This window comes from Rhodococcus sp. SORGH_AS_0303, assembly GCF_030819335.1.
In the GTDB taxonomy this organism is placed as follows: domain Bacteria; phylum Actinomycetota; class Actinomycetes; order Mycobacteriales; family Mycobacteriaceae; genus Rhodococcoides.
In genome coordinates, this window is record NZ_JAUTBO010000001.1 from 3,195,539 (window position 1) to 3,208,471 (window position 12,933).

16 protein-coding genes are annotated in these 12,933 nt (G+C 69.9%); 5 read left to right on the forward strand and 11 right to left on the reverse strand.

What is annotated here, in order from left to right; translation table 11 throughout:
- Nucleotides 1-132: 132 nt before the first annotated feature.
- Nucleotides 133-303: a hypothetical protein gene (locus QE449_RS14975; protein ID WP_307109062.1), complete on the forward strand. Its 171-nt coding sequence runs from the start codon at nt 133-135 to the stop codon at nt 301-303.
- On the opposite strand, the gene QE449_RS14980 is transcribed toward QE449_RS14975, so the two are convergent.
- Nucleotides 304-696 (reverse strand): (deoxy)nucleoside triphosphate pyrophosphohydrolase, encoded by a 393-nt coding sequence (locus tag QE449_RS14980; protein ID WP_269320087.1) that lies wholly within the window; start codon nt 694-696, stop codon nt 304-306. It lies immediately after the preceding gene.
- A 9-nt stretch (nt 697-705) separates the two neighbouring features.
- Here QE449_RS14980 and QE449_RS14985 point away from each other — a divergent pair, with 9 nt between their 5' ends.
- On the forward strand, nt 706-990 hold the full coding sequence (locus QE449_RS14985; RefSeq protein WP_027503888.1) for a 4a-hydroxytetrahydrobiopterin dehydratase: 285 nt from the start codon (nt 706-708) through the stop codon (nt 988-990).
- On the opposite strand, the gene QE449_RS14990 is transcribed toward QE449_RS14985, so the two are convergent.
- Nucleotides 938-2,167 carry a mannosyltransferase gene (locus tag QE449_RS14990; protein ID WP_307109063.1) on the reverse strand — a complete coding sequence of 410 codons (1,230 nt, stop codon included), beginning with the start codon at nt 2,165-2,167 and terminating at the stop codon, nt 938-940. The two genes, QE449_RS14985 and QE449_RS14990, sit on opposite strands and share 53 nt — an antisense overlap.
- Nucleotides 2,168-2,517: 350 nt before the next feature.
- Between QE449_RS14990 and QE449_RS14995 the strand changes: the two genes are divergently transcribed.
- Complete coding sequence (locus QE449_RS14995; RefSeq protein WP_155956892.1) at nt 2,518-3,285, forward strand: hypothetical protein; 768 nt, start codon at nt 2,518-2,520, stop codon at nt 3,283-3,285.
- Nucleotides 3,286-3,443: 158 nt separating this feature from the next.
- Here the strand turns inward: QE449_RS14995 and QE449_RS15000 are convergent, their stop codons facing one another.
- The 8 genes from QE449_RS15000 to QE449_RS15035 all read right to left on the reverse strand — a co-directional run bounded on the left by QE449_RS15000 (nt 3,444) and on the right by QE449_RS15035 (nt 9,478).
- Nucleotides 3,444-4,181, reverse strand: a complete 738-nt coding sequence (locus tag QE449_RS15000; RefSeq protein ID WP_307109064.1) for a DUF1906 domain-containing protein — start codon at nt 4,179-4,181, stop codon at nt 3,444-3,446.
- Between the two features lie 140 nt (nt 4,182-4,321).
- Nucleotides 4,322-5,095 carry a site-2 protease family protein gene (locus QE449_RS15005; RefSeq protein ID WP_222650262.1) on the reverse strand — a complete coding sequence of 258 codons (774 nt, stop codon included), beginning with the start codon at nt 5,093-5,095 and terminating at the stop codon, nt 4,322-4,324.
- An 18-nt stretch (nt 5,096-5,113) separates the two neighbouring features.
- Nucleotides 5,114-6,448: a wax ester/triacylglycerol synthase domain-containing protein gene (locus tag QE449_RS15010; protein ID WP_307109065.1), complete on the reverse strand. Its 1,335-nt coding sequence runs from the start codon at nt 6,446-6,448 to the stop codon at nt 5,114-5,116.
- A gap of 1 nt (nt 6,449) precedes the next feature.
- Nucleotides 6,450-6,929: an SRPBCC family protein gene (locus QE449_RS15015; protein WP_027503893.1), complete on the reverse strand. Its 480-nt coding sequence runs from the start codon at nt 6,927-6,929 to the stop codon at nt 6,450-6,452.
- Between the two features lie 23 nt (nt 6,930-6,952).
- Nucleotides 6,953-7,318, reverse strand: a complete 366-nt coding sequence (locus QE449_RS15020) for a VOC family protein (RefSeq protein WP_027503894.1) — start codon at nt 7,316-7,318, stop codon at nt 6,953-6,955.
- Between the two features lie 9 nt (nt 7,319-7,327).
- Entirely contained in the window at nt 7,328-7,942 is a 615-nt protein-coding gene (locus QE449_RS15025; RefSeq protein ID WP_027503895.1) for a bifunctional 2-polyprenyl-6-hydroxyphenol methylase/3-demethylubiquinol 3-O-methyltransferase UbiG, read from the reverse strand.
- Nucleotides 7,939-8,229 (reverse strand): hypothetical protein, encoded by a 291-nt coding sequence (locus QE449_RS15030; protein ID WP_027503896.1) that lies wholly within the window; start codon nt 8,227-8,229, stop codon nt 7,939-7,941. Before QE449_RS15030 ends, QE449_RS15025 begins: the two co-directional genes overlap by 4 nt.
- Before the next feature lie 10 nt (nt 8,230-8,239).
- The gene (locus QE449_RS15035) at nt 8,240-9,478 is read right to left on the reverse strand and encodes an acyl-CoA dehydrogenase family protein (protein WP_051612928.1); all 1,239 of its coding nucleotides are present in this window, start codon (nt 9,476-9,478) and stop codon (nt 8,240-8,242) included.
- A 108-nt stretch (nt 9,479-9,586) separates the two neighbouring features.
- Here QE449_RS15035 and QE449_RS15040 point away from each other — a divergent pair, with 108 nt between their 5' ends.
- Nucleotides 9,587-10,753 (forward strand): lipase family protein, encoded by a 1,167-nt coding sequence (locus QE449_RS15040; protein WP_307109066.1) that lies wholly within the window; start codon nt 9,587-9,589, stop codon nt 10,751-10,753.
- On the opposite strand, the gene QE449_RS15045 is transcribed toward QE449_RS15040, so the two are convergent.
- Nucleotides 10,750-12,660, reverse strand: coding sequence for an alpha-amylase family protein (locus QE449_RS15045; protein WP_051612929.1), 1,911 nt, complete (start codon nt 12,658-12,660; stop codon nt 10,750-10,752). The two genes, QE449_RS15040 and QE449_RS15045, sit on opposite strands and share 4 nt — an antisense overlap.
- A 73-nt stretch (nt 12,661-12,733) precedes the next feature.
- Here QE449_RS15045 and QE449_RS15050 point away from each other — a divergent pair, with 73 nt between their 5' ends.
- A complete protein-coding gene (locus tag QE449_RS15050) occupies nt 12,734-12,928 on the forward strand; it encodes an antitoxin (protein WP_037183861.1) in 195 nt (64 codons plus the stop codon).
- Nucleotides 12,929-12,933: the final 5 nt, after the last annotated feature.

A 12,933-nucleotide genomic window follows, 5' to 3' on the forward strand; every position in this document is an offset into this window, starting at 1 on the left:
CCTCTCCCAGAGAGCGCGCTGCGTCGCCGACGAGAAGCGCGACCGGATCAGTTTACTCGGTCGGCTCGGGTGACGGCGGTCACGCAGGCCGGGACGGTCGGCACGGGCTCCACCTCAGGGTACCCTCACCCGATGTCCTCGGCATCGAAGGTCGCTCGCGGCAAGGCCAAGAAGAATTGCTGCCGCAGCAAGACTCGCTGTCTGACGTGTCCGGTGGTGATCATGCGGATGAAGAAACTGGAACGAGCAGGTGTCACGGGCAAGGACCTGAAGAAGGGTCTGAAGAAAGCCCGCGCGGCCTGACTACAGCAGCGCCGCGAGATCCGGCAGCCACGCGGCGTCCGCCGGCACCAGATCGACTCCGTGCAGATCCGCCGCGTCGACCCAGCGGAGGGCTTCGTGCTCGAGCGCCGTCGCCGTCCCGGAGAACCGTGTGACCGCGTAGGCGCGCAGTGTCAGCGACGCCGAGAGTGCGACGTCGACACCGACGGGCTCGCCGACGGTCACCTCGATACCCAGTTCCTCGCGCAGTTCCCGGACCAGTGCGTCCTCGGGGGTCTCGCCGGGGTCGACCTTGCCGCCGGGCAGTTCCCAGAGTCCCGCCAGTTCCGGTGGGAAGGCGCGACGCGCGAGCAGCAGGCGCCCGTTCTCGACGAGGGCGCCCGCGACCACCAGCGCGGGCTCGGGAACTGGCACCATCGCAGTATGGCCGACTTGCTGAACGACACGGAGATCGACGACGCACTCACCCGCCTGACCGACTGGCAGCGAGACGGGGACACCCTGGTCCGCACCGTCGAGTCGGCGAGCTTCCTCGAGGCGATCGACCTCGTCCGGCGCGTCGCGGAGGAGGCAGAATCGGCGGACCATCATCCGGACATCGACGTCCGATGGCGGTCGGTGACCTACCGGCTGTCGACGCACTCCGCGGGTGGACTCACCGGGAAGGACGTCCTGCTCGCGGCCGCGATCGACCGCCTGGCGAGGTGACGCGGCGGCCCACCACCGCGATCCAGACGAACAGTGCCAGGGTGCCGACGGCGTAGACCGATCCCGCCAGAGCGAGTGGCCACGGGCGCGAGATGTCCCAGATGGACGGTTGTTCGAAGCTGAGGATCCACGGCACGCCGATCAGGGTGACCACGAGCCAGTACCCCGCGAGCACGCGCGCTCCCGGCGCACCCGACAACGGACCGTGCATCAGCCAGATCGACATGGGCACCACCCAGACCCAGTGGTGGGACCAGGAGATCGGCGAGATCATCAGGCCCACGAACGAGACGACGACGAGCGTCCCCAGGCGATCGTCGCGTGCCAGCGTCCGCCAGGCCAGGAATGCCGCGGCCAGCACCACGGCCGCCGCGACCAGCCACACCGGCCCCTGGCCGACGTCCTGCCCGGCCACGCGTGACAGCGCTCCGCGCAGGGACTGGTTCCACACCGAGCCGACGGGACCGATCCGGTCCGCGTCGCCCAGCAGGGTGGTGAAGTACGTCGTCGCGGCGGACCCCACGAGCAGGAAGCTGATCGCGACCGTCGCCGCGAAGGCGACGGCGGAGAACGCGGCGGCCGCCCACCGACGCTGCGCCAGGAAGTAGAGGCCGGTGATGGCGGGGGTGAGCTTGACGCCTGCCGCGACGCCGACCAGGGCACCCGACAGCCACCAGCGGGCGCTGCGGGCCGCGAGCATCGCCAGCAGAACCAGGAACACGTTGACCTGGCCGTAGTCCAGGGTGGTGCGCATCGACTCGGTCCACAGGCCCACCGTCGTCCAGAGCAACGCCGCCCGGTGTCCGGACCAGAGGCCCGACCCGACCATGCCCTGTGCGAGCCGGACCACCGCGTACAGCGCGGCGATCGTGGCGATCATCCAGGCAGCGCCCACCACCGGGAACGGCGGGAAATGCAGCGGATAGAACACGAGCGCGGCGAACGGTGGGTACGTGAAGGGCAGGGGGAAGTCGGGAGTCTCCTCCGAGTAGGTGAAGTCGTAGAGGTCGCCGCTGAACAGGCGGGCCGAACCGTCGACGTACACGTGGAGATCGACCCAGTTGCTGCCGTTGGGGGTGGCGACGGTCCACACCACACGCAGGATCAGCGAGATCACGAACAGGGCCGGTGCTGCTGCCAGCAACGTGCGCCCGGCCGATCGCCGTACTTCACTCACGAGTGTTCTTCCGATCGACGGGGGTCGAAGCCAGAGCGCAGCCTACCCGCACCGTGCGACGTGACTCTTCTGCACCACGGGGCCGCCGCGTTGTCACGCGACACGGCTCACAGCAGTAACGATCGCATCACTGTTCACTCTGACAACACCAGACACTCCATTAACAGACTACCGTTCGAATCGGAGCGAGCGACACGGGTCGATCGACCGGTGAGCTGCTGTACAACCGTCACTCCGTGTACATAGAGTGACCCCGCGCCCGACTGCCTCGCACGGCGGTGACGGGCAGATAGTGCATCGTGGGTCGCCTCGGAACGGTTCGAGGCGGCCGGAGGAGAAACGGGGACATCATGCGGGACATCGGGACAACGGGAACGCGCGCCGCAGCGCGACGTGTTCTGAGCGGAGTGGCCGTCGCCGCCGCCTGCGCCTTCGTCGCACCCGCTGCGGCAGGCGCAGCACCCGCCCCCGTCCTGCCGCTGCCCGCCGAGGTTCCGGTGGTGCCGGGCTACGAGGCACTGGCCGCCCTGGCCCCCACCCTGCTCGACGCCGCGGAGCGCGACGCAGCGTCGCCGCAGAGCGATCTGCTGGTGCGCGCGAAGGCGCTGCTGGCCACGGCCCCGCTGTCGGACCAGGCGAAGCGCATCCTCACCAGCATCATCACGTTCCTCGACGGCAGCGGTGGTGGCGGCCCCGAGATCCCCCAGAACGGCCCGGTCATCTCGCAGTTCTTCTACCCCACCGTCGGCAAGGGCTGCATCTCGGCCACGGCCGACTCCGTCGCGAGCGCGCTCGCGGTACCCGGCCCGGCACAGTTGCCGCCTCCCGGACCCGCAGCCGGTCAGGCCGGCTTCGTCTTCACGGCACTCGGCACCGCACCGCTCGCCGACGTGCAGGCAGCGCCGCTGACGGCGAACTGGGTCAACGTCGACACGGGTCGCACCGGAGCGACCGTGCTCACGGGTGCCGCGGGGATCAACCCCGACGGCCCGGCCACGCTCTCGGCACTCGCGGACACCGGGACCGGTCGCGTCCTGGCCGCCGTCTCCGGGTCGATCAGCACCGAGGCCGGCATCACGTGCAGCTTCCTGCCGACCATCGGTGCCTTCGTCGTCTGACGATCGGGACGAGAACGGTGTTCAGGAACCGAACGCGGTCGAGATCTGGGTGTAGATCGCTCCGGCGATCGCGTACAGGTAGTCGATGAACTCCATGGTGGTGCCTCTCCGTAGGTGTGACTGCTGTGACAGGTGTGTCGTGCGAGGTCGCCGCCGCGTTACGCGGACAGGCTCCACTGCCCGTAGTCCTCGCGCAGCACGGTGTTGACGTCCACACCCACTCCGTCGATCGCTCGCTTGTCGATCTCGATCTGATGCAGGTGGGCAGCCGGGTTCACGTAGCCCTTCGGCGTCCCCCAGTTGTGCTGCCAGTACCAGGCACCGAGTCCCGCTGCCGCCGCGAGGTCGATGGTCGGCGAGTTGGCGTACACGCCCGTGTTCTCGGCCCCGACCACCGACTGCCAGCCGAGCAGGTACGGCGCGATCATCGCGGCGAACTCGACCGCGGTCGGGTTGTCGTCGATCGACGCGTAGATGGGCCGGTCCGCCGGTCCGCCTGCCTCCGTGTGCAATTCGAGGCCGCGCGTCGCGTGCTTCACGCCGGCGGCGAATCCGCCACGCCAGTCGGCCGTCGCCCCCTTGCCGAACTGGTAGCACGACACCACCTGGAGACCGGCCGCGGTGAGCTCGTCCGCCTCGGCGGCGGTCATCGGCTTGCCCGTCATCCAGGCGGCACCGGGTCGACGGTCCGAGACGTAGCGGATGGCGCCCAGATGGCCGGCGGCGGCGATGGCGGAGGCAGACGGCACTCCCCCGGAGTAGTCGACGATCGTGCCCAACGCTGCGGGTGCTGCGGGCGCGGCAGAGGCGACGCCACGAGCGGCGACACCGGTGACCCCGACCGCGACGGAACCGGCGGCGGCATAGCGGAACAATTGACGACGCGACACGTGCACTGGGGTCTACCTCTCGATTCGCCCGGCGCGCCTTCCTCGACATGACGGCCCGGGCTGGTAAATTCTCACGATTTCCGGCGCTATTGCACCACAGACCTCAGGGACCCCGCTAGTCCCGTGAGTCCCCTCGTCCCCAGCGATCAGTACCATTGCGTCCAGAACCGCGTGAGCACGCCGCCGCTCTGGGCCCACCCCGCGGGGACGCCGGACAGCTCGTACAGGGAGTACACCGCGTCGAAGAAGACGCGGTTGACCTGCGGCACGAACAGCAGGGCCACCACGATGAGAACCCCGTAGGGCCCGATCTGCGCGAACGACCGCCGCGCACCGGGCGACAGGTAGGGCTCGATCGCCCCGAAACCGTCCAGGCCCGGCATCGGGATCAGGTTCAGCACCACGGCGACCACCTGCAGGAAGGCGAGGAAGCTCATGCCGAACCAGAAGGAGGCGTGCTCGCTGCCCGGGGCCCACACCGCGACGATCGTCAGAAGGATCACCGCGAGAACGAGATTGGCGAACGGGCCGGCCAGGGACACCGTCGTCCGCTGCCGCCTGGTCATACCGCTGGTGTTCAGCCACACGGCGCCGCCCGGCAGACCGATCCCGCCCAGCGCGACGAAGATCAGCGGCAGCACGATCGACAGTCCGGGCACCGTGTACTTCAGGGGGTTCAGCGTGAGATAGCCGCGCGCGGCGGTGTCGTGATCACCGAAGCGCCAGGCCGTCACCGCGTGGGCGAACTCGTGGAGACACAGGGACACCACCCATCCACCGATGACGAGGACGAAGACACCGGCGTACGACAGGACGTCGCCCGGCCTGGTCGAGTTCCAGGCCAGAACTCCGCCGATCACGGCGACGGCGACGACCGCGAGGAAGACGGGGCTGGGTCGTACCGACGTGGACAGTGCCATGTCAGCAGCGTAGGCGGGTCACCTGAGCGCTTCCCGCACTCGATCGACGGCCTCCCGCAGGCAGTCGGTGTACGCGTCGGCGTCCATGACGTCGTCGCTCGTCACGATCGAGAGGGTCACCACGTCGCCGATGCCGTGCACTCCGTGCGTGATGCCGACCGTCGGCGAGAGGGCCGGGAACCCGGCGCTCAGCACGACGGGCCGACCGCTCAGCGTGAGGTCGGCGACGCCTCGGTTCACACTGGAGACCACCGTGTGACCCGCCACCGTCGTCGGCGCCACCGACAGGTCGGCGCGGTCGACGTCGCGCCGGACGATCACCGCGGGAACGGTCTCCGTCGCACGATCGCCGACCCCGAACGCGGGGTGTTCCAGCCGTCTTCGCCGATCTCGCAGGGAGTCGTCGATCGCCCGTGCCCGAGCGCGGAGATCCTGCACGGACGGGTGCAGATCCACCCCCGCGTTGTGAAAAGCGTTGGCAGCAGCGGTGGTTCGACTATCCCCCGGTATGGCGATCATGACCTCGGCCCCGAGGTCGTCCGGAACCGGCTCGCCCAGGGACGCGAGATGCCGACTCATCGCGTCCGACACCACGACGAGCGCGGCCACGGTGACACTGACGGTGTCGGTGCGGAGGTCCGACGCCGGGCACACCACGCACCGGATGCGGGTGGTTCCGCCTGCCGGGCGGGACAGCAGCGTCGGCGCTCGGGGAAGCGGCGGGCCGGGGATGACGCCGGCCGCCGTGTCGGCCGTGCGCCGACGATCGGCCACCACCGCCTCACGTGCCCGACGCACCATGCCGATCACCCGTGCGGGAAGCTCGACGGCACCACGCGCGACCGCGAGGGGCGCCGGCACCACCACCGTGCGCACCGCCGCTGACGGCTCGTCCGACAGCAACGCGCGAGCCAGCGCCGACACCCGCCCGCCGTCCCCGAGAGCGTGCGCGATCTGCAGGACGAGCACCGTCGCCGACCCCGTCGTGCCGGGCACCCCGTCGACGCACGGGTACAGATGCACGCGCCACGGCTCGCGGCGCGGCTCGACCTGATCCCCGAAGGTCTCCGCCACCCGGCCGAGGCAGTCCTGCCACGTCCCGCCGGCGTGGACGCGGACCCGGTCGCGGGTCACCCCCGTGGGCACCCAGTAGGGGTAGTCGGCCGTCCACCGCGTCTCGCGAAGACGGACCGACAGCCCGTCCACCACACGCGCCCGACGCACGAGTGCCGTGGCGACGGCGTCCGGGTCGTCGAGCACACCGTCGAACGCGTAGAGCAGGAACTGGTCGCTCGGCAGGCGCCGCGACAGCCAGTACATGCGGGCGTCGGTGGCCGTGAGCCGACCGGTCACGTCAACGGTCCTGCTGCTCCGCCTGCAACTTCAGCGCGGCGAGTCCCTTCTCGAAGTCCCTGCCGATGAACCTGTCCATCGGCACGATCCTGCCGACGAGACGCGCGACGAGGTTCTGCTGTCCCGTCATCCGCCACGTCACCTCGGTGCCGCTTCCTGCCGGCGACAGCAGGAAGATGGTCACGTTCGTGGCCTTGAACGGTTTCGTGAACAGCAGATCGAGCACGACACGATCGTCCGTCGAATCCACGATGGTCATCGACCCGGCGCCGGCCTTGCGATTACCGGACCAGGCGTAGGACGCCCCGACCCCGGACTCCGAGCCACTGTAGGTGCGGGACAGATCGGGGTCGCTGCCCTCCCACGGCGACCAGGACGTCCACCGGTGCAGATCGTCGACGAAACCGTGCACGGTCGACGCCGGAGCGTCGACGAGGACGGAACGTTCGATCACGAACTCGTGGACCCTGTCGGTGGTCATGGGGTGATGGTAGGGCGCAGCTGTCAGTCGCGCCTGCACAGGCAGAAGAGGTGACCGACGGGATCCTGCAACACGCGGAAACCCGGGTGTTCGCCGTCGTCGTCCAGCACGCGGGCACCCTGCTCCACAGCGAAGGCCTGCGCCGCCTCCATGTCGTCGACCACGAGATCGAGGTGGATGCGGATGCCCTCCCGGGGCCAGTACAGCGGGACGAAGTCGGGCGCCTTCTGGAAGGCCAGACGCGAGCCGCCGGTGCCCTCGATCACGGTCCAGTCGGGATCGTCCTGCACCACCTTCCACCCCAGCAGAGCGGTGTAGAAACGCCCGAGCGCCACCGGATCGGGACAGTCGAGAACCGTGTAGTCCATGTCGATCGTGGGTCGTGTCATGTCCGAATTCTAGCCAGGCGTGCCGATGCCCGAGAGACTTCCCGCTTGTCGGTACCCGGTCAGGACAACCCATTCCGCACCCTCGCGCCACGGTGCCACCGACCAGGTGGAGAAGCGCTGCACGGCCGTGAAGCCGGCGTCCCGGACGTCTCGTTCGGCCCGGTCGGCGGTGTACTCGCGGTCCGTCGCGAACCCCAGGATCACCACCCCGCCCGGGACCACCGCGTCGTGCCAGCGCCGGAGCACCGTCGACTCGGTGCCCGGGGCGAGGAAGACCATGACGTTGCCGGCGGCCACGATCGCGTCGAACGACTGCGGCTCCAGATCCATGGTCGCCAGGTCGCCCTCCACCACCGTGATGCCGTGCTGTCGACGCGCCTCCTCGACCAGGACCGAGTCGAGATCCACGGCGGTCACCGTGTGTCCGCGCCGCGCGAGTTCCGCGCCCAGTCGTCCGGTTCCGCATCCTGCGTCGAGGACACGCGCGGCTCGGGGCAGCACGGCGTCGACGAAGCGGGCCTCCCCGTGCATGTCCGCGCCCGACGCCTCCAGTTCCCGGAAGCGGGCGACGTAGGCGTGCGAGTCCTCGGCACTGCGCTCGGCCGACCACCGGGTAGCGGTCACCGGTCGAGGTAGAAGCGCGCGGTCTCGGTCGCCACGTCGGACACCGCGGACGCCAGCCCGGGCTCGAGATCCAGGGCATCGGCGAGTTCGCTGCCGCGCAGCCCCTGCGAGCGCAGCAGGTCCCAGGCCTTCTCCACCAGACGTACCGACGTCGCGTGGTCGAGTTCCGGCCGGTTCGAGCGCAGGGCCGTCGCCGCCCAGTCCGCGTCGAATGTGCCGTTGGGCGGACCGAACACCCGCTCCCCCGTTGAGTAGGGCTTCGGGTCGGTGCCACCGGCGTGTGTCATGCCCGTGACGCTATCCCCTGCCCGTAGCGGGCGCCGCGATGCTCGTCTTGTTCCCCGCCGACCAGGCGTAGGGCAGGTCATCGCCGTTGAGCACGTGAGCACCCACCGAGCGCAATTTGTAGAGCACCGGGTTGTGCACGGAGATGGTGCGCGCGTTGCGCCAGTGCCGGTCGAGGGCCAGGGTCTCCGACACGATCGATGCTCCGCCGACCTCGAACAACTGCGTCGTCGCGTCCAGCACGAGGTCGACGACCACGGCCTGGGCGTGCGACGTGCTCAGCTCGGCCCGGTCGAGCGATGCGTCGTCGCCCACCTCGACGGCGCTCTCGACGTCCGCGGCCGCCGACAGGACCAGGGCGCGGGAGGACCAGGCGGCAGCTTCGAGCCGCCCGATGAGCTGCTGCACCACCGGATCGTGTCGCGGCAGGTCGGCGGCGGCGTGGGTGTAGCTGCGGGTGCGGGCGCGGACCCACGCGGTGACGTCGTCGGCGGCGCGGCGCGCGATGCCGGCCAGGACCGCGAGCTGGACCAGCTGCAGGTACGACGTCGCGTACGTGCGTCCGGGTGCGCCGTACCCCGGTCCGAGCAGGCGCGACTCGTCGACGGCGACGTCGGTGAACGTGGTGGTGCCGCTGACGGTGAGCCGCTGCCCGAAGCCGTCCCAGTCGTCACGCTGCACGACGCCGGGAGCGTCCGAGTCGACGAGCACGGACACCCGCTCGCCGTCGAGGTCGGCAGCGACCAGGATGTGGTCGGAGTAGAGACTGCCCGTGCTGTAGAACTTCTCGCCGTTCAGACGCAGACCGTCCGGGCCGCGCGTGACCGTCGTGCGGTAGTGGTCCACCGCCCCGACACCCGGCTCGGTGATCGCGTTGCCGACGAGAGTGCCGTCGGCGATCGCCCGCAGCCACGCGTCGCGGTCGGGTCCCGGTTCTGCCGCCACCTGGTCCTCGACGAAGCTCCAGTGCACGCGCAGCGCCTGCGGCAGATTCGACTCGGCGGCCGCGAGATCGACCAGCAGCGAGAACAACTGCGTCACCGAGGCGCCGTAGCCACCGTGCTCGACCGGCACGCGCAGTGCGCCGAAGCCGGCCTCGCGCAGCAGCGCGATCTCGTCGTGGGCGAGCCGTCTGTCCTTCTCGCGGGCCACCGCGCCCTCGGCGATGCGGTCGAAGACGGGCTGGAAGCGGGCGCGGAGGGCCTCGTCGGTCGCCGGGCCGTCGGTCACTCGGTCGTGTGTCGTCGTCACGGGAGACGAGACTGCACGTCGGCGCCGTCGGCCGACACCGTTGGACTCGAGGAGATTCTTGCCACGGCCGCTGCCCGAGGCAGTACGGTGACCCGAACGGGGGGAACCATGGCGCTGTCGCGCAGCATGAATCGACTGATCGCGGGGCGGATCACACCGGAGATGGCGGCGGATCCACACGCGGCCATCCTGCCGACCCCCATCGCCGGCGACTCCTTCTTCGACACGCCTGATCACGACCTGTCACCGGGTGTCCTCGTGCGCCACCGCGATGCGACGGGATGGTTCCCGCGACCACGAACCCGCCTGCGCCAGTTCATGGTCGGCTCCACCGACGCTCTCGGTCGTTCGGTGCCCGTCACCGCCACGCTGATGGAACCGAGGAGGCCGTGGCGCGGGTCGGGTACCCGGCCCGTGGTCGTGCACAACGTCGCGATCGACTCGCTCGGCACCCGGTCGACACCGTCGTATCGCATCGTCCACGGCGTCGGCCAGGACTTCCCCACGGTGGTTCCGCTCTGGCTTCAGCGCGGGTACGCGGTGCTGATCCCGGACCATCAGGGACCGCGTATGGCCTACGCCGAGGGGACCATGGCAGGGCACGCCGTGCTCGACAGCATCCGCGGACTCGTCGCGCTCGACCCGTCCTACGCGACGAGCCCGACCGCCCTCTACGGCTACAGCGGCGGTGCCATCGCGACGGCCTGGGCCGCGCAACTGCACCCCTCCTACGCGCCCGAGCTCGTCCTGCGCGGCGCCGTGGCCGGAGGATCACCGGTCGACGTCGGCTTGCTGCGCGGGACCATGAACGGCACCCTCGGAGCCGGCCTCTTCGGGGCGGCGATCATCGGCATGGCTCGCGAACACCCAGCCCTGGTCGAGCAGTTCAGCCCCACCGGCATCGTTCTCGCGTCGATGATCAAGGACCTGTCCGTCGTCCCGCTGGCCTTGTCCGGGCTGGCGCGGTTGCGACTGGAACGGCTGTCCGTGGACCCGGGCGTGTTCGAGTCCGCCACCGCGCGCGCCGTCATCGAGGCGAACACTCCGGGGGCGGACGCGCCCGTCGTACCCGTGGCGTTCTATCACGGTGCTGCGGTGCCCCGGTTCGCCGATCGGTGGATCCCCGAGCAGGGCGTCCTGAACCTGGTCGACGCGTGGCGCGGACGCGGCGCGGACGTGGAGTACCGGCCCGTGTTCGGCGACCACTTCGTGGGCGCGCTGTCCGGTCTGCCGTTCGCGATGCGGTGGATCGACGCGAGGTTCCGGGACGGCTAGCCGTCCACCACCCACCAGGCGGCGTACGGCGGGAGCCAGACGGTGTCGTCGTCGACCGACCCGACGCCCGTCAGCACCTCCCGCGGAGCGACGATTCCCGAGCGGCCGAGGACGGACACCGCCACCGGGCGGTGTGTGTCGCTCACGTTGAACAGGGCGACGAGTGTGCCGCTCGGGTGCCGACGGCGGACACCCAGCACTCCGTCGTCCAGATCGCCCAGAACGTCGACCGGCGCCTCGGCATGCAGCATGGGCAGATCCGACCGCACGCGGGCGATGTGCGCGATGCCGTCGAACACCCGCTGCGCGTCGGAGCCCTGCTCGTGGCGTCGCGCCCTGTCGGCGTCGGTCACGCGCGGTCGGTGCACCCACCGGTTGTCGTCCTCGTGGCCGGGTTCCGCCGCCCAGTCGGGATCACCCGGCGAGCCGATCTCGTCCCCGCTCCACACCACGGGGATCCCGCCCCAGACCGCGACGAGGGCGTGGGCGAGGAACAGCCGGGCGAACGCGCCGTCCGGATCCCGTCGCTCCGCACCGAGGCCCGAGAGCGCCGCCGCCGTCCCGCTGATCCGACGGTCGCCGGTGTCCGGATTGTGTTGGAACACCAGACCTTCCGCCCACGACTGCGGGAACTCTCCGGAATACCAGTCGGCGAGGAAGTGTCGGTGGCCGGCGCCGGACAGACCCATCGCGGCCGCGTCGCCGTCGTCGATCGCCCATCCGATGTCGTCGTGGCACCGCACGTACGTCACCCACGTCCCGCCCGGCGGAGTCGGTGGCAGTGTCGACAGGGCGTGGCGCGCCAGCTCGGTGCTGCCCGAGGCCAGCATCGACCACACCTGGACCATGAGGCTGTTGTGGTAAGCGATGTCGGACACCCGACCGGTGTGCGATCCGGTTCCTAAGTAGGGCAACAGATCTCGTGGTCCGACGATCGCCTCGGCCTTGAACAACAGCGCAGGCGAGGCCATGCGCGCCGTCGCCCGCAGGATCTGCGTGATCGCGTGCACCTCGGGCTGATTCTGACAGTTGGTTCCCAGCCGCTTCCACAGGAAGGCGATGGCGTCGAGACGGACCACCTCGATGCCCAGGTTCGCGAGAGCGGCGACGATGTCGACGAACTCGACCAGCACCGCGGGATTGGCCCAGTTCAGATCCCACTGCCACTCGTTGAAGGTCGTCCAGACCCAGCCGTCGACGCCGTCGTCCCACGTGAAGTTCCCCGGTGCGAAGTCGGGGAACACCTCGGGCAGCGTGCGCTCGTAGGCGTCGGGCGTCGACCTGTCGGGATGGATGTGGAAGTAGTCGCGGTGGACTGCGTCGCCCTGTTGCGCCAGTTCCGCCCACTCATGTTCGCGGGCAACGTGATTGAGGACCAGGTCGATCACGGGACTGATCCCGCGCTCGCGCAGGGTGGTGGCGAGCGCCCGCAGATCGTCGACCGTCCCGAGGTCCTCCCGCACCGTGCGGTAATCCATGACCGCGTACCCGCCGTCGTTGTCGCCCGGACGCGGCGTGAGCAGCGGCATCAGGTGCAGGTAGGTGACACCGAGATCCGTCAGGTGGTCCAGCCGATCCGCCAGACCGGACAGAGTGTCACCGAAACGGTCGACGTAACAGGCGTACCCGAACATGGTGGGCTGCTGGAACCAGTCCGGCTCCAGCAGACGCCGCTCGTCGAGCCGGTGCAGCTCGTCGGGCCGGTCCGCGAACGCGTGTGCCGCACGCTCGACGAGGGTGCGCGCCACCGCATCGGGCTCCGCGTACAGGGCGGTGACGGCCTCGTGGAGATCGGGCCACCAGCGCTCGACACGGAGAGTGAAGGTGTCCCGCCGGTGCGGCGGGAGCGGGGCGAGTGCCGCACCGATGATGTCGTGGATCGCGTCGGGTACGGCGGTGCGCGGCATGGTCGGGATTCTTCCACGCCCGGCAGTGGGTAGCCTCGAACTGCAGCTCACACGATCAACGAGAGGACGACCGATGGTGAACTTCGGCGAGATCAAGCGCAAGCTCGACCAGAACGAGGAGAAGGTCGAACAGGCACTGGACAAAGCGGGCGACGCGGCCAAGAAGAAGTTCGCCGGGCACGACTCCCAGATCGACGGCGCGCTGGACAAGGCCAAGGACGCCATCGGCGAGAAGAACAGCGACCGCACCGACGGTCCTCCCGCCTAGTGGTC